The following is a 14,649-nucleotide window of genomic DNA, read 5'->3' on the forward strand; positions in this document are numbered from 1 at the left end:
GCCTCAGGTCGCCGCCGCCACCTTGCGCCGTTGCAGCCAGGTGACCCACCACGCGCCCGCCGTGCACAGCACCAGGTAGACGACAGCGACCAGGATGTAAACCTCGACCACGCGCCCGTCGCGTTGTCCCACCTTGCTGGCGGCGCCGAGAAAGTCGTTCAGGCTGATCACGTAGACCAGCGAGGTGTCCTTGAGCAGCGCGATGGTCTGGTTGATGAGCGAGGGCGTCATGTTGCGAAAGGCCTGCGGCAGGATCACGTGCCGCATCGCCTGCCCCGGAGACATCCCCAGCGACTGCGCCGCCTGCATCTGGCCGGCGCGCACGCTGCCGATGCCGGCGCGGATGATCTCGCAGTAGTACGCGGACTCCGCGAGCACGAAGGCCACGAGCGCGGCGTAGATCGGCCCGACGCCGAGGTTCGGGTCGCCGGTCACGGCGCGCAGCACCACCGGCATCAGGAAGTAGATCCACAGGATCGTGAGGATCAGCGGGATCGAGCGGAACAGGTTCACGTACCCCGCCACGAGCGCCGCCACCGGCCGCGGCGCGAAGATCCGCGTGATCGCCAGCAGGGTCCCCAGGCCGATGCCGGCGGCCATGGAGGCCGCCACCAGCAGGGCGGTCATCTGCAGGCCCTGCAGCAGGTAGGGCCAGGCGCGCTGCAGGGCGACCCAATCGAAGTCGTAGCCCATCACGCGGCGCCCAGCAGCCCGGGCACCCGCACCCGGTGTTCGATGCGGCGCATCAGCACGATCACGCCGTAGGTGATCGCCATGTAGATGAGCGTCGCCACGATGAAGGCCTCGAAGGGATGGGCGCTGAACTCGCTGAGCTGGCGCGTCTGCCCGGTGAGCTCCATGAGCCCGATCGTCAGCGCGACGGCCGAGTTCTTGAACACGTTCAGGAAGTCGGACGTCAGCGGCGGGATGACGATGCGCAGGGCCTGCGGCAGGATCACGTAGCGGTAGGCCGCCACGGTTCCCAGGCCCATCGCCATGGCCGCCTGCTTCTGGCTGCGCGGCACCGACTCGATGCCTGCACGCACCTGCTCGGCCGCCTTCGCCGCCGTGTAGAGCGTGAGGCCCACCAGCACGGTGAGGAACTGGTTCGCGGTCGGGTTCATCTGCTTGATCGCATGGCCCCAGGCGGTCGGCAACAGCTCGGGCACCACGAAGTACCAGAGAAACAGCTGCACCAGCAGCGGCGTGTTGCGAAAGCAGTGGATGTACACCGCCGACAGCACGCGCGCGGCCCGGTGGGGCAGCGTCCGTGCCACGCCAGCGATCAGGCCCAGGCCCAATGCCAGCGTCCAGGCCAGCAGCGACAGCGCGACCGTCCACAGCAACCCGCGCACCAGCATCAGGCCGTACAGGCCCTCCCCCGTGACCGAGGGTTTGAAGAAGATCAACCAATCCCAGGTGTAGTGCATCGCGAAAGGTGCCGGCAGACGGTTCGGTTCGTGAAGGGGTGGCCGCGCCCGTGCCTTACAGCGGCTGGTCGCTCGGATGGCGCACGAGTTCCTGCATGTCGGGCGACATCGGGAAGTTGACCGTCACGCTGCCCTTCACCGCGATGGGCTTGAGGAAGTACTTCTCGTACAACGCGGTGAACTCGCCCGATCGCATCATCCCGGTGATCACGCCGTCGACAAGCTTCTTGAACGCCGCGTCGCCCTTGCGCAGCATGCAGCCATAGGCTTCCTTCTGCTGCGGCACGCCGACCACCTCCCAGTCCGCCGGGTTCCTGGCGCGGGCGATGTTGCTGAAGAGAATGATGTCATCCTGCGTCGCCGCCACTGCGCGCCCCGTCTCCACGGTCAGGAAGTTCTCGTTGATGTCCTTGGCCAGGATGATCTGGATGCCCCACTTGTTCTTCTCGTTGAGCTGCCGCAGCATGCGCTCCGCCGTGGTGCCCGCGCTGACCACGACGTTCTTGCCCACGAGGTCGGCCCAGTGCTTGATGCCGGAGTTCTTGCGCACCAGCAGCCGCGCGCCCACGACGAAGAAGGTCGTCGAGAACGACACCTGGTTCTGCCGCTCGGCGTTGTTGGTGGTCGAGCTGCACTCCAGGTCGACCGTCTGGTTGGCCACCAGCGGAATGCGCGTCTGCGGCGTGACTTCCAGGGTCTTGACCTCCAGCCGGGCGAGCTGCAGGTCCTTCTTCACCTGGGCGACCACGCGCTGCGAAATTTCCCAGGCGAAACCGGCCTGCTTGTTGTGGTCGTCCAGGTAGTTGAACGGGATCGAGGCGCCGCGCGTGGCCACGGTGATCGCCCCGGTGTCCTTGATCTTCTTGAGCGTGCCGTCCAGCGGCGGCGCGGTCTGCGCGGCAACGCTTGCGCACAGCGCGAGGCCGGCCATGGCGAGGAAGGAACGGATCAACGCGGCGTGAAGGGTCGGCTTGAAAGTCATCGCAGGCTCCAGGTGTCGGGGGTCAGAGATCGAAACGCGTGGCGCAGGCGTCCAGCGCGCCCTGCAGCTCGTCGCGCAGGGCCTGGGGGTCGTCCAGGCCGATCGACAGGCGGATGACCGGCCCTTCGACGTCGCAGAAATTGCGCCTGGCGAGTTCTTCCGCCGGGTAGAAGGCCGCGATGCTGCGCACGCCGCCCCAGCTGGCGCCGATGGCAAAGCGCTTCAGGCCTGCGAACAGCGCCCGGTAGGCGTCGTAAGGGCAGTCCACGAGCTGCAGCGACATCACGCAGCCGGGCTGCGCGAAATCGCGCGCCCACAGCGCATGGTCCGGCGCGCCGGGCAGCGCCGGAAAGAGCATGCGGCGCACGAGGCGGTGCGCGGCGAGTTGCCCGGCGATCAGGCGCGCGCTGGCGGCCTGGCGCTCCATGCGCACCTGCATCGTGTCCAGGCCCCGGGCCACCAGGAAGCAGTCCTCCGGGCTCACGGCCAGCCCCATCAGCGACTGCAGGCCGCGCAAGGAGCGGTACAGGCCTTCGTCCTGGGTGGTGACGCTGCCCATCAGCACGTCCGAATGGCCGCCCATGTACTTGGTGCATGCGTGAATGCACAGGTCGACGCCGTGCGCCAGCGCGGCAAAGCCCAGCGGGCTGGCCCAGGTGTTGTCGATGGCGGTCAGCACGCCACGGGCGCGCGCCACGGCGGTGATCGCCGGCACGTCCTCGACTTCCATCGTCACCGTGCCGGGCGACTCCAGCCAGATGAGCCGCGTGTTCGGGCGCACGAGGCGCTCGATGCCCGCGCCGATGCGCGGCGCATAGAACTCGACCTCGATGCCCAGCGCCTGCAGCCGTTCGACGGCGAAGGACTTGGCCAGGCCGTAGGCGGCATCGGTCATCAGGAGGTGGTCGCCCTTCTGGAGCAGCGCGAGCAGCACGCCGCAGATGGCCGCCTGTCCGGAAGGAAAGACGATGCCGTGCGCGGCGCCGTCCAGCTCGGCGATGCGCGCCTCGAGGGCGCGCTGCGTCGGCGTGCCCGTCGTGCCGTAGCTGAAGCCGTCCGGCAGGCGGGTGCGGCGATGCACGAAATCGTCGAGCGAGTCGAACACGACCGTGGAGGCGCGCCACACCGGCGGCACCAGGCTGGCGAAGGCGGCGTCCGCAGGGGACGTGCCGGGATGGGAAATGGATGGGTTCACGATGGAAGTCAGTTCGCGGGGGCCGATTCGATGAGCTGCAGCGCATGCTTCATCTGCTCGACGGCCATGGTTTCGAGATCGGTGTAGACCTTCATCTCCACGCCCAGGCGGGTGAAGGTTTCGCGGGCGGTGGCGATCCGGGCCGGGTCCTGGGTCTTGGGGTTGGCCAGTGCCGCCTCCAGGCGCTTGTACTCGCTGGTGAGCAAGGCCGGCTGCTCGCCGAGGGCACGCAGGCCGGCGTTGGTCATCGAACGGATGCGCAGCAGCATCTTCACGTCCGACTGCTCCATCTCGCCCTGCGCCCGCTCCAGCGCCAGCTTGGCGGCCACCGCCTGCGGGCTGTCGGGCTTGCGGGTGGCCGCAAGGGTCTGGAACCTGGCGACGTCGCTGGAAAAGTCGTGCGCCCATGCGGGCGTCGCACACGCCAGGACCGTCACTGCAAGCGCTGTTCGAAGGTTCATCTCGCGTCTTTCGGGAAGTGGCTGAAGACACCAACTCTAGGACGCTGGAGATAATCCGGATCGCGCCCGAAATTCTTTCTCCATAAGCGGTTGTTATATGTTGCTCCGAGAGATCGAGGTGTTCCGTTCCGTGATGTCCGTGGGCTCCGCGAGCAAGGCGGCCGCACTCCTGGGCGTGACGCAGCCGGCCATCAGCCAGTCGCTGCGCAGGCTGGAGGAAGCCGCGGGCTTTCCCCTGTTCCGCCGGCTGCGCGGCCGCCTGCACCCCACGCCCGAAGCGCAGGCGCTGCTGACCGAGGTCGAGCGCGTCTTCGTGGGCCTGAGCAGCATCGAGCACCGCATGCGCAGTCTCAAGCGCTTCGGCGTCAACACGCTGCGCATGGCGGTGTACCCGGCCTTCGGCCTGAGCTTCGTGCCGCGGGTGCTGTCGCGGCTGGTGGCCGAGCGCGGCGACGCCGACGCCCGTCCGCAGATTTCGCTGCAGGTGCTCAGTTCGCGAGAGGTGCACGAGGCCGTGCTGGGGCGCCAGGTCGACTTCGGGCTGATGGCCGACGAGATGCCGACGACCGGCCTGGAGCACTCCGAATTCGCGCGCTTTCCGGGCGTGGTGGTGATGCATGCCAAGCACCGGCTGGCCCGCGCCAGGACCATCCAGCCGCATCAACTCGCCGAAGAGCCCTTCCTCGCGCTCAATCCGGAAGATGCGTCCCGGCGCCGCCTGGAGCGGGCGCTGGCGGACCGCAACGTCGCATTGAGCGTGCTGGTCGAAACCCCTTACGCGGCCAGCGTGTGCGAGATGGCCCTGAGCGGCATGGGCATCGGCGTCGTCAACCCGGTCACCGCGCTGGAGTACGCGCAGCGCGGCCTGGCCGTGCGCCCGCTGTCGCTGGAGGTGTCCTTCGCTGGCATGCTGGTGCTGCCACCAGGGCAGCCGCTGTCCGGCCTGGCGGTGCGCGTGCTCCAGCTCATGCGCATCCAGCTGGCCGAAGACCAGAAGGCCCTGGCGGGCCTTCTCAAGCCTCGCGCCAGGTAGCGCCGCGCAGGCGCAAGGCATTGGTGATCACCGACGCCGAGCTCAGGCTCATGGCCAGCGCCGCGATCATCGGCGACAGCAGCCAGCCCGTGAACGGGAACAGCACGCCCGCGGCCAGCGGCACGCCCAGGGCGTTGTAGAGGAAGGCGAAGCCCAGGTTCTGCTTCATGTTGGCGATGGTCTGCTCGGAGATGACGCGCGCCTGCGCAATGCCGCGCAGGTCGCCCTTGACCAGCGTCACCTGGGCGCTGTTCATCGCGACATCGGTGCCGGTGCCCATCGCCACGCCGACGTCGGCCTTGGCGAGCGCAGGCGCGTCGTTGATGCCGTCGCCGGCCATCGCGACGATGCGGCCCTCGCGCTGCAGCCTGTCGACCAGCGCGAGCTTGTCGGCGGGCTTCACTTCGCCGTGCACCTCGTCGATGCCCAGCTTCGCGGCGACGGCCCGGGCCGTGGTCAGCCCGTCGCCCGTGGCCATGATGACGCGCAGGCCCGAAGCCTTGAGCGCGGCCAGCGCCTCCAGCGTGGTGGGCTTGATCGGGTCCGACACCGCGAGCAGGCCGGCCGCCTGGCCATCCACCGCCAGGAACATGACACTCGCGCCCTCGGCCCGCAAGGCCTCGGCCTGCGGCTTGAGGTCGTCGACCCGCACGCGCAGCTGTTCCATGAGCGCCGTGTTGCCCAGCGCCAGCTTCCTGCCGGCCACGCCGCCGCTCACGCCGATGCCGCTGCTGGATTCGAAACCCTCGGGCGTGTCCAGTGCCAGCTGGCGCTCGCGCGCCGCCCGCACGATGGCGTCGGCCAGCGGGTGTTCGCTGCCCTGGTCCAGGCTGGCTGCGAGCCGCAGCACCTCGTCGGCGGTGAAGCCCGGCGCAGGCACCGCGCGCTCGAACTGTGGCCGGCCTTCCGTCAGGGTGCCGGTCTTGTCGACGATGAGCGCATCGACCTTGCGGAAGTTCTCGATCGCCGCGGCATCGCGGAACAGCACGCCCTGCGTGGCCGCCTTGCCGGTGGCCACCATGATCGACATCGGCGTCGCGAGGCCGAGCGCACAGGGGCAGGCAATGATGAGCACCGCCACGGCATTGATGAGGCCGTAGACCCAGCTGGGCTGCGGCCCGAAGAATCCCCAGGCGAAGAAGGTCAGCACCGCGATGGCGATCACCGTCATCACGAAGTAGCCGGCGACCTGGTCGGCCATCCGCTGCATCGGCGCGCGCGAGCGCTGGGCCTGCGCCACCATCTGCACGATGCTCGCGAGCACGGTCTGCGAGCCGACCTTTTCCGACTGCATGACGAGGGCGCCGTTGGTGTTCAGCGTCGCGCCGATGAGCTTGTCGCCCACGCGCTTGGTCACGGGCAGCGGCTCGCCGGTGAGCATCGACTCGTCGACCGCGCTGCCGCCTTCGATCACCACGCCGTCCACCGGCACCTTCTCTCCGGGGCGCACGCGCAGCCTGTCGCCCACATGCACGTGGCCGATGGGCACGTCTTCCTCGGTGCCGTCGGCGCCGATCCGGCGTGCCGTCTTGGGCGCGAGCCCCAGCAGCGACTTGATCGCCGCGGAGGTTTGCGAGCGCGCCTTGAGTTCGAGGATCTGGCCCAGCAAGGTGAGCGAAATGATCACCGCGGCCGCTTCGAAGTACACCGACACGCGCCCCATCGACACGAACGACGCGGGAAACACGCCGGGCGCCACCGTGGCCACGACGCTGTAGACAAAGGCGGCGGCCGTGCCCAGGCCGATCAGGGTCCACATGTTCGGGCTGCGGTTCGCCACCGACTGCACCGCGCGCACAAAGAATGGCCAGCCGGCCCACAGCACGATGGGAACAGTGAGCACGAGCTCGATCCAGCTTTGCGTGCCCATCTCGAACCACTGCAGGCGGTGGCCGGCCATGGCGAGCACGGTGACGACAACGCTGAGCGGCAGCGTCCAGAAGAAGCGCCGCTTGAAGTCTTTCAGCTCGGGGTCTTCGCCCTCGTCGAGGGTCGGCATCTCGGGCTCCAGCGTCATGCCGCACTTGGGGCAGTTGCCCGGGTGGTCCTGCCGGATCTCCGGATGCATGGGGCAGGTGTAGACCGTGCCTTGCGCAGCGGGCTGCGCAGGGTCCGCGGGCGCATGCCCGTGCGATGCGTGGTGATCGTGGTGGTCGTGATGACCGTGGGGGTGTCCTGCGTGCCTGGTGGACGTGTCGTTCATTCGCGTTCTCCGACAGGAAAGGGGGAAGCCCTTGAGGGGGAAGCGATCAGTGTCCAGGTTGACACGATGTGAAGGTCAAGCCCTGTCGCGCGATACCCTGGAAGAAAAAGCGCCTGCATGGCAACCGGCGCATGAAAGACGCGTGCGCAGGACGCTCACTTGCCGGCCTTGCCCACCAGCACCGCGCCCTTCATGCCGGCGTCGTAGTGGCCCGGCTGCAGGCAGCCGAAGTCGACCTTGCCGGCCTGGGTGAACTGCCAGACGATCTCGCCGGTCTTGCCCGCGGCCAGCGTGACCATGTTCGGATCGGCGTGCTCCATCTCGGGATTCTTCTTCATGGCCTCGTAGTGCGCCAGCAGCGCCTTCTCGGTCCCGAGCACGAGCTCGTGCTTCAGGACGCCGGAGTTCTTGACGACGAAGCGCACCGTCTCCCCCTGCTTGACCTTGATGTCCGCCGGCGTGAAGCGCATCGAGTCCGTCATGTCGACCTGGACCGTGCGCGTCACCTTGGCGGCCACGCCAGGCTTGCCGACGGCGGCCTCGGCATCGTGGCCGTGGCCACCGGCATGGGTGCCCGAGGCAAAGGCGCCGGCAGCGGCCAGTGCGGCTCCTGCGGCGAAAACGGTGTTGCGGAAGGTGTGTGTCATGGTGTCCTTGGAGATTGCCGGGATGCCGCGACTCTAGGAAGCCAAGCCCGTCCACCACCGATCACCCGGATTACAAAAAAGCAATCTGCGCGCGCGACCTCCGTGCATCGGCGACATGGGCACGGCCTTATTTTGCCCGGGCAAAATATCTCAAAGCTTCCCGGCGGAAGGCACCCGGCCACCCGGTGTTTCCCCGGAAAAGCACGGCGGTGCCAAACGGCGGCAAGGGCGCCGCCCTTGAAAGGTCATCGAATGCCCTTATGATTAGCACTCGCTGCTGACGAGTGCTAACAGCCCTCCCATCCAGTCGACAGGTCGCCGGTTTCTCCGGCGCCCGACCACAAACAAACCCGTTTCTTACCCTTCCAGGAGATGCAATGAAACTTCGTCCTTTGGCCGATCGCGTGATCGTCAAGCGTGTTGACAGCGAAACCAAGACCGCCTCCGGCATCGTCATCCCCGACGCAGCCGCCGAAAAGCCCGATCAGGGTGAAGTCCTGGCCGTGGGCCCGGGCAAGCGCAACGACAAGGGCGAACTGGCCGCACTGACCGTCAAGGTTGGCGACCGCGTCCTGTTCGGCAAGTACAGCGGCCAGACCGTCAAGGTCGATGGCGACGAACTGCTCGTGATGAAGGAAGACGACCTGTTCGCAGTCGTCGAGAAGTAATTCTTCTCCTCCTTTCGATCCCATCCAAATTCAATCCATTCGGAGTTAATTCATCATGGCAGCAAAAGACGTAGTCTTCGGCGGCGAAGCCCGCGCACGCATGGTCGAGGGTGTCAACATCCTGGCCAACGCAGTCAAAGTGACCCTGGGCCCCAAGGGCCGCAACGTGGTGCTCGAGCGTTCGTTCGGCGCCCCCACCGTGACCAAGGACGGTGTGTCCGTGGCCAAGGAAATCGAACTCAAGGACAAGCTGCAGAACATGGGCGCCCAGCTCGTGAAGGAAGTGGCCTCCAAGACCAGCGACAACGCTGGCGACGGCACCACGACCGCCACGGTCCTGGCACAAGCCATCGTTCGCGAAGGTTTCAAGCTGGTGGCTGCCGGCATGAACCCGATGGACCTGAAGCGCGGCATCGACAAGGCTGTCACGGCCCTGGTCGCCGAGCTGAAGAAGGCTTCCAAGCCCACCACCACCTCGAAGGAAATCGCGCAAGTCGGCTCCATCTCGGCCAACAGCGACGAAACCATCGGCAAGCTCATCGCTGACGCGATGGACAAGGTCGGCAAGGAAGGCGTGATCACCGTGGAAGACGGCAAGTCGCTGGACAGCGAACTCGACGTCGTCGAAGGCATGCAGTTCGACCGCGGCTACCTGTCGCCCTACTTCATCAACAACCCCGAGAAGCAATCGGCGCTGTTGGACAACCCCTTCGTGCTGCTGTTCGACAAGAAGATCAGCAACATCCGTGACCTGCTGCCGGTGCTGGAGCAAGTCGCCAAGGCGGGCCGTCCGCTGCTGATCATTGCCGAAGAAGTCGAGGGCGAAGCCCTGGCGACGCTGGTCGTGAACACGATCCGCGGCATCCTGAAGGTCGTGGCTGTGAAGGCTCCTGGCTTCGGCGACCGCCGCAAGGCCATGCTGGAAGACATCGCCATCCTGACGGGCGGCAAGGTCATCGCTGAAGAAGTGGGCCTGACGCTCGAAAAGGTGACGCTGGCCGACCTGGGTCAAGCCAAGCGCATCGAAGTGGGCAAGGAAAACACGATCATCATCGACGGCGCTGGCGCTGCTGGTGACATCGAAGCCCGCGTGAAGCAAGTTCGCGTTCAGATCGAAGAAGCGACCAGCGACTACGACCGTGAAAAGCTGCAAGAGCGCGTGGCCAAGCTGGCCGGCGGCGTGGCAGTGATCAAGGTTGGCGCGGCCACCGAAGTCGAAATGAAGGAAAAGAAGGCTCGCGTCGAAGACGCCCTGCACGCCACCCGCGCTGCAGTGGAAGAAGGCGTTGTGGCTGGCGGCGGCGTGGCACTGCTGCGTGCCAAGCAAGCCGTGGGCGAGTCGGTCAAGGGCGACAACGCTGACCAGGAAGCCGGCATCAAGCTGGTGCTGAAGGCCATCGAAGCGCCCCTGCGCGAAATCGTGAACAACGCCGGCGGCGAAGCCTCGGTGGTGGTGAACGCTGTGCTGGCCGGCAAGGGCAACTACGGCTTCAACGCTGCGAACGACACGTACGGCGACATGCTCGAGCTGGGCATCCTGGACCCGACGAAGGTCACCCGCACCGCACTGCAGAACGCCGCTTCGGTGTCCTCGCTGCTGCTGACGACCGAAGCCATGGTTGCTGACGCACCCAAGGACGAGTCCGGCGCCGGCGGCGGTGGCATGCCCGACATGGGTGGCATGGGCGGCATGGGCGGCATGGGCATGTAATTTCGCTCGCCCCCAGGCTGCGCGGCACTTCGTGTCCGCTACGCCAACCCCCTACCGGGGGCAACACCTGCGGCCCGGCAAAGCCGGTTCCGTGGTGTTTCGCGAAATAGAAAAAAGCCCCGCTTCGGCGGGGCTTTTTTCATGGGGCAATCAGATGCGCTCGCTTATCGAAACTGGTCGCGCAGCGCCATGTACAGCACCTGGAATCGCGCATGCCGCGTCCTGTGCCCATCGGCCCCTTCGGACGAAGGCACCAGTTGCTGCTTGACCGGCGGCAGCGTGCACACCTCGGCCACCGCGCCCCCATCGGCCAGCCACGCCAGGCGCGCCGCGCCGAGCGCCCCGCCCGTTTCGCTGCCCGCGTACAGCGTGAGCGGCACCTGGAAGATGTCGGCCAGCAACTGCCCCCACCACACACTGCGCGCACCGCCCCCCACCAGCGCGACTTCACGCAGCGGCATGTCGGCCGGCAGGCGCAGCGTGTCGAAGCCATCGCGCAAGCCGAAGCTCACGCCCTCGACCACGGCATAGGCGATCTCCGCGGGGCCGTGCGCATGCGTCAGTCCGAACAGCACCCCTTGCGCATTCGGGTTGTTGTGCGGCGAGCGCTCGCCCGACAGGTACGGCAGGAACAGCGGGCATCGCGCCCGGTCCGCCAGCGCAACCGAGGCCGCGGCTTCGAGCAGCGCCGCCTCGTCCGCGAACTTGAAGGTCTTCGCCGCCCAGCTCACCGCGCTGGCGGCCGAGAGCATCACCGACATCTGGTGCCAGCGCCTGGGCAGCGCATGGCAGAAGGCGTGCATCGCCTGCGCGGGGTTCGGCAGGAAGCGGTCGGTCGAGACGAACACCACGCCCGAGGTGCCGAGCGAGACGAAGCCCTGCCCCGGCTCGACGAGCCCCATGCCGACCGCGCTGGCGGCGTTGTCGCCCGCGCCGCCGGCGATCTTCACGCCCTCGCGCAGCCCCCAGCGCGCCGCCAGTTCCGGCTTGAGCAGCGCGGAGACTTCACTGCCCTCCACCAGCCGCGGCATGTGAGCGCGCGTGAGCCCCGTGGCGGCGAGCAGTTCGTCGGACCAGTCACGCGCGCCCACGTCGAGCCACAGCGTGCCGGCCGCGTCGGACATCTCGCTGACCGCTTCGCCGCTGAGCATGAAGCGCAGCCAGTCCTTGGGCAGCAGCACGCGCGCCACGCGGGCGAAGACCTCGGGCTCGTGCTCGCGCACCCACAGCAGCTTGGGCGCGGTGAAGCCAGGCATCGCGAGGTTGCCGGCGATCTCGCCCAGGCGCGGCACGGCGCGCGTGAGCGCCTCACACTGCGCACCGCTGCGGCCGTCGTTCCAGAGGATGGCCGGGCGCAGCACGTCGCCCGCCGCATCGAGCAGCGTGGCGCCGTGCATCTGGCCCGACAGGCCGATGGCGCGCACCTGCGCCAGCGCCTTCGCATGCGTGGTGCGCAGCTCGGCCATGACGGCCTCGAGCGCCTGCCACCATTGGGCGGGCGCCTGCTCGGACCACAGCGGCTGCGGCCGGTCGACCGTGAGCGGCGCGCGTGCCACGCCAACGATGCGGTGATCGTCCGCGAGCAGCAATGCCTTGAGCTCGGACGTGCCGAGGTCGAGTCCCAGATACAAGATGGTCTCCCTGATGGCGCCTTCGGAGCGGGCGCGTTCGCCTTGAAAGAAGTCAGCCGAAGCGCGTGTCGGCCTGGCGCCTGAACTCGCTCGGCGTCATGCCCTTGATTTCGAGAAAGCGCCGGTTGAAGTTCGCCACGTTGTTGAAGCCCACCTGGTAGCAGATGTCGGTCACGTAGTGGTCGGTCTGCATCAGCAGGTGGCAGGCGCTGTTGATGCGCACGCGGTTCACGAAGTCGGTGAAGCTGTTGCCCGTCGAGCGGCGGAAGAAGCGGCTGAAGCGGCTCTCGCTCATGCCCAGCTCGGCGGCCACGTCCGACATCGAGATCGAGTCGGTCATGTTGTTGGTGATGCGGTTCACGATGTCGTTGATCTGGTCGACCTGCGCATCGCCGTCGCTGCCCTGAACGCCCTGCATCTGCACGCTCGACAGCAGCCGGTAGTCGGTGCACTGGGCCAGGTCGGCCATGAACTCGCAGAACAGGCCCAGGCGGCGCACGCCACGCGCGGCCTTGATGGCGTCCCAGTGCGCCAGCGCCTGTTCCGACATGCCGAAGAACTCGATGCCGTGGCGCGCGCGATCGAGCAGCGGCATCACGTCGCGCAGCTCGGGAATCTCGGCGGCCGCGCGCTCGATGGGCTCGTGGCGGAACTGGATCACACGGTCGCGCCCGGCGGCGCCTTCTTCGGGCACATCGAGCGAGATCCAGTTGTGCGGCAGGCGCGGCCCGCACAGCACGAGATGCCCGGGCTGGAACGGTCCGATCCAGTCGCCGATGAAGGCCTTGCCCGAGGTCTCGGTGATCAGGTGCAGCTCGTAGTCTTCATGGAAGTGCCATCGCACCAGCGGGCTCGGAAAGCCGTGCGCGAGGCAGCGCACCAAGCCGGTTTCTTCCGGGGCTTCGTAGCCCAGCGACGGGGAGCGCGCGAAGTCGCGCTCCAGTTCGGGTTGGCGTTGACGAGGGATCGCGCGTTTGCGGGTGGTCGTGGTCATGGCGGCACGGATCGATCAGGGCCGGGAAGCGACGGCCTCGTTGTCTTCCTGCGAAAGCGCCGTGCGAACGGCTTCCAGCGTCGGTGGATCGGCGCCCTCGCGGGTGCAGTTCAGGGCCGCGGCGGTGGCGGCGAAGCGCATCACGGCGCGCCAGGCGTCGTCGCCGAGCTCGGCCAGTTGCGCCGGATGCTCGACGCCATGCGCCAGCAGCGCCACGGACAGCCCGGCGGTGAAGGTGTCGCCCGCGCCGATGGTGTCGACCACCTCGACGCGCGGCGCGGCCACGGTGAGCGGCGCGCTGCCGGTGCGCCACAGCGTGGCACCGGCACCGCCGCGCGTGACGACCACGGCGCGCGCGCCGGCCGTGAGGCATTCGGCCGCGAGCGCATCGACCGGCCGTCCGGGGGCGAGCAGCGCAGCGTCTTCGTCGCTGAGCTTGACCAGGTCGGCCATGGCGAACCACTCGCTGACGCGGGCGCGGTAGGCGGCCATGTCCGGGATCAGGCTGGGCCGCACGTTGGGATCGAACACGATCACGCAGCGCCCCGTGTGGGCGGCCACGAGGTCGGCGATGCGCGACGACGCCGGCTCCTGCAGCAGCGAGATCGAGCCGAAGTGCAGGAAGCGGCATTCCGCAGGCAGCTGCGGCAGCGGCTCGGGCGCCCAGGTGGCGTCGGCGCTGCCGCTTGTGTAGAAGGCGTAGCGATTGGTCTGCGGCGTGCGCTCCACGAACGCCAGCGTCGACGGCGCGTCGCTGCGCAGGATGAGCCGGGTGTCGACGCCGTTGCGTTCGAGAAAAGCCATCAGCCGCTCGCCGAACAGGTCGGTGGACAGCTGCGTGAGAAAGCCGGTCGGCTGCCCGAGCCGTGCACAGGCCACGGCCGTGTTCAGCGGCGAGCCGCCTTCATGGCCGAGGAACTCCAGAGTGCCGCCTTCGCCGGCGGTGAAATCGATCAGGGCCTCGCCCGTGAGTGCAATGCGCATGGTGCTTGGATTTTCTTCTTCTGTCAGGGCAAGGCGCGGGCGTCGGCGAGGAAACCCGCTTCGGCAGCCAGGGTGGCGGGATGGTCGAGCAGCTCGGCAAAGAGGCGCGGCGGAATGGTGATGGCGCCCACGCCCAGCCCCAGCAGCGACAGGTACGCCGCGCGCGAACGAATGCTCGCCACCAGCAGCCGCGTGCCCGAAGAAGGCCGTTGCGCGACCAGCGACTGCATCTGCGCGATGAGCGCCAGCCCGTCGATGCCGGCGTCTTCGAGCCGGCCCAGGTAGGGCGCTGCATAGGCCGCGCCCAGCTGCGCGGCGAAGTGCGCCTGCTCGGGCGCGTACACGGCGGTCCAGGTGACGGGCACGCCCTGGGCGATGAGCCGCGCGCCGGCGTCCAGGCCCTGGCGCGTGGCGGGAATCTTGATGACGAGCTGGCCGGGGTCGAACTGCGGCAGCAGGAACGCGGCGTCTTCCAGCATGCCGTCGACCTCGCTCGAATACACCTGGGCCTGCACCTGGCGCGCGCCCAGATCGATGCAACGTTTCAGCAGATCCGGGACGTAAGCGCGCCCGACGCCGGCGCGTTGCAGCAGCGTCGGGTTGGTCGTCACGCCGTGCACCACCGGGTGCGGCAGGCAGGCCTGCAGCTCGGCCAGGTCGGCGCTGTCGAGGTACAGGTGGAAGTCGTCGTTCATGCGGAAATGCGGAAG

Annotated in this window: 14 protein-coding genes; 3 read left to right on the forward strand and 11 right to left on the reverse strand. The window is 67.9% G+C overall.

Features of this window, described 5'->3' with window-relative positions; translation table 11 throughout:
* Positions 1-3: 3 nt before the first annotated feature.
* From AC07SQ_RS17005 to AC07SQ_RS17025, 5 genes are read right to left on the reverse strand one after another with little or no spacing between them, the layout of a single operon-like run.
* A complete protein-coding gene (locus AC07SQ_RS17005) occupies positions 4-693 on the reverse strand; it encodes an amino acid ABC transporter permease (RefSeq protein WP_159278447.1) in 690 nt (229 codons plus the stop codon).
* A complete protein-coding gene (locus AC07SQ_RS17010; RefSeq protein ID WP_495272425.1) occupies positions 693-1,430 on the reverse strand; it encodes an amino acid ABC transporter permease in 738 nt (245 codons plus the stop codon). Before AC07SQ_RS17010 ends, AC07SQ_RS17005 begins: the two co-directional genes overlap by 1 nt.
* A 55-nt stretch (positions 1,431-1,485) precedes the next feature.
* The gene (locus tag AC07SQ_RS17015) at positions 1,486-2,412 is read right to left on the reverse strand and encodes a transporter substrate-binding domain-containing protein (RefSeq protein WP_495272424.1); all 927 of its coding nucleotides are present in this window, start codon (positions 2,410-2,412) and stop codon (positions 1,486-1,488) included.
* 22 nt (positions 2,413-2,434) lie between these two features.
* A complete protein-coding gene (locus AC07SQ_RS17020) occupies positions 2,435-3,607 on the reverse strand; it encodes a trans-sulfuration enzyme family protein (RefSeq protein WP_495272423.1) in 1,173 nt (390 codons plus the stop codon).
* Between the two features lie 8 nt (positions 3,608-3,615).
* Positions 3,616-4,068, reverse strand: coding sequence for a hypothetical protein (locus AC07SQ_RS17025; RefSeq protein ID WP_307695446.1), 453 nt, complete (start codon positions 4,066-4,068; stop codon positions 3,616-3,618).
* Between the two features lie 97 nt (positions 4,069-4,165).
* Here AC07SQ_RS17025 and AC07SQ_RS17030 point away from each other — a divergent pair, with 97 nt between their 5' ends.
* Positions 4,166-5,101: a LysR substrate-binding domain-containing protein gene (locus AC07SQ_RS17030; protein ID WP_495272422.1), complete on the forward strand. Its 936-nt coding sequence runs from the start codon at positions 4,166-4,168 to the stop codon at positions 5,099-5,101.
* Here the strand turns inward: AC07SQ_RS17030 and AC07SQ_RS17035 are convergent.
* Together AC07SQ_RS17035 and AC07SQ_RS17040 are read right to left on the reverse strand one after the other, a co-directional pair.
* A complete protein-coding gene (locus tag AC07SQ_RS17035; protein WP_495272421.1) occupies positions 5,082-7,304 on the reverse strand; it encodes a copper-transporting P-type ATPase in 2,223 nt (740 codons plus the stop codon). The genes AC07SQ_RS17030 and AC07SQ_RS17035 overlap by 20 nt on opposite strands.
* A 155-nt stretch (positions 7,305-7,459) precedes the next feature.
* Entirely contained in the window at positions 7,460-7,951 is a 492-nt protein-coding gene (locus AC07SQ_RS17040) for a cupredoxin domain-containing protein (protein WP_095743735.1), read from the reverse strand.
* A gap of 377 nt (positions 7,952-8,328) precedes the next feature.
* On the opposite strand from AC07SQ_RS17040, the gene AC07SQ_RS17045 reads away from it, so the two are divergent.
* Together AC07SQ_RS17045 and groL are read left to right on the forward strand one after the other, a co-directional pair.
* Positions 8,329-8,619, forward strand: a complete 291-nt coding sequence (locus tag AC07SQ_RS17045) for a co-chaperone GroES (protein WP_056572926.1) — start codon at positions 8,329-8,331, stop codon at positions 8,617-8,619.
* A 55-nt stretch (positions 8,620-8,674) separates the two neighbouring features.
* Positions 8,675-10,330, forward strand: a complete 1,656-nt coding sequence (gene groL, locus AC07SQ_RS17050; protein ID WP_042579049.1) for a chaperonin GroEL — start codon at positions 8,675-8,677, stop codon at positions 10,328-10,330.
* 164 nt (positions 10,331-10,494) lie between these two features.
* Here groL and xylB read toward each other — a convergent pair whose 3' ends face one another.
* Genes xylB through AC07SQ_RS17070 form a run of 4 tightly spaced genes read right to left on the reverse strand, consistent with a single transcriptional unit; the run spans position 10,495 to position 14,634 of the window.
* The gene (gene xylB / locus AC07SQ_RS17055; RefSeq protein ID WP_495272420.1) at positions 10,495-11,961 is read right to left on the reverse strand and encodes a xylulokinase; all 1,467 of its coding nucleotides are present in this window, start codon (positions 11,959-11,961) and stop codon (positions 10,495-10,497) included.
* Between the two features lie 52 nt (positions 11,962-12,013).
* The gene (locus AC07SQ_RS17060; RefSeq protein ID WP_070059980.1) at positions 12,014-12,955 is read right to left on the reverse strand and encodes an AraC family transcriptional regulator; all 942 of its coding nucleotides are present in this window, start codon (positions 12,953-12,955) and stop codon (positions 12,014-12,016) included.
* Between the two features lie 15 nt (positions 12,956-12,970).
* Positions 12,971-13,939: a carbohydrate kinase family protein gene (locus AC07SQ_RS17065; protein WP_495272419.1), complete on the reverse strand. Its 969-nt coding sequence runs from the start codon at positions 13,937-13,939 to the stop codon at positions 12,971-12,973.
* A gap of 23 nt (positions 13,940-13,962) precedes the next feature.
* Entirely contained in the window at positions 13,963-14,634 is a 672-nt protein-coding gene (locus AC07SQ_RS17070) for a transaldolase family protein (RefSeq protein WP_495272418.1), read from the reverse strand.
* Positions 14,635-14,649: the final 15 nt, after the last annotated feature.

This window comes from Variovorax sp. GW821-FHT06D12, assembly GCF_059419205.1.

Bases quoted from the DNA above. Each gene is read 5' to 3' on its own strand.
- AC07SQ_RS17025 (WP_307695446.1), bottom strand. From the start codon at position 4,068: ATGAACCTTCGAACAGCGCTTGCAGTGACGGTCCTGGCGTGTGCGACG.
- AC07SQ_RS17005 (WP_159278447.1), bottom strand. From the start codon at position 693: ATGGGCTACGACTTCGATTGGGTCGCCCTGCAGCGCGCCTGGCCCTAC.
- AC07SQ_RS17045 (WP_056572926.1), top strand. From the start codon at position 8,329: ATGAAACTTCGTCCTTTGGCCGATCGCGTGATCGTCAAGCGTGTTGAC.
- AC07SQ_RS17030 (WP_495272422.1), top strand. From the start codon at position 4,166: ATGTTGCTCCGAGAGATCGAGGTGTTCCGTTCCGTGATGTCCGTGGGC.
- AC07SQ_RS17015 (WP_495272424.1), bottom strand. From the start codon at position 2,412: ATGACTTTCAAGCCGACCCTTCACGCCGCGTTGATCCGTTCCTTCCTC.
- AC07SQ_RS17010 (WP_495272425.1), bottom strand. From the start codon at position 1,430: ATGCACTACACCTGGGATTGGTTGATCTTCTTCAAACCCTCGGTCACG.
- AC07SQ_RS17040 (WP_095743735.1), bottom strand. From the start codon at position 7,951: ATGACACACACCTTCCGCAACACCGTTTTCGCCGCAGGAGCCGCACTG.
- AC07SQ_RS17060 (WP_070059980.1), bottom strand. From the start codon at position 12,955: ATGACCACGACCACCCGCAAACGCGCGATCCCTCGTCAACGCCAACCC.
- AC07SQ_RS17035 (WP_495272421.1), bottom strand. From the start codon at position 7,304: ATGAACGACACGTCCACCAGGCACGCAGGACACCCCCACGGTCATCAC.
- groL (WP_042579049.1), top strand. From the start codon at position 8,675: ATGGCAGCAAAAGACGTAGTCTTCGGCGGCGAAGCCCGCGCACGCATG.
- AC07SQ_RS17065 (WP_495272419.1), bottom strand. From the start codon at position 13,939: ATGCGCATTGCACTCACGGGCGAGGCCCTGATCGATTTCACCGCCGGC.
- AC07SQ_RS17070 (WP_495272418.1), bottom strand. From the start codon at position 14,634: ATGAACGACGACTTCCACCTGTACCTCGACAGCGCCGACCTGGCCGAG.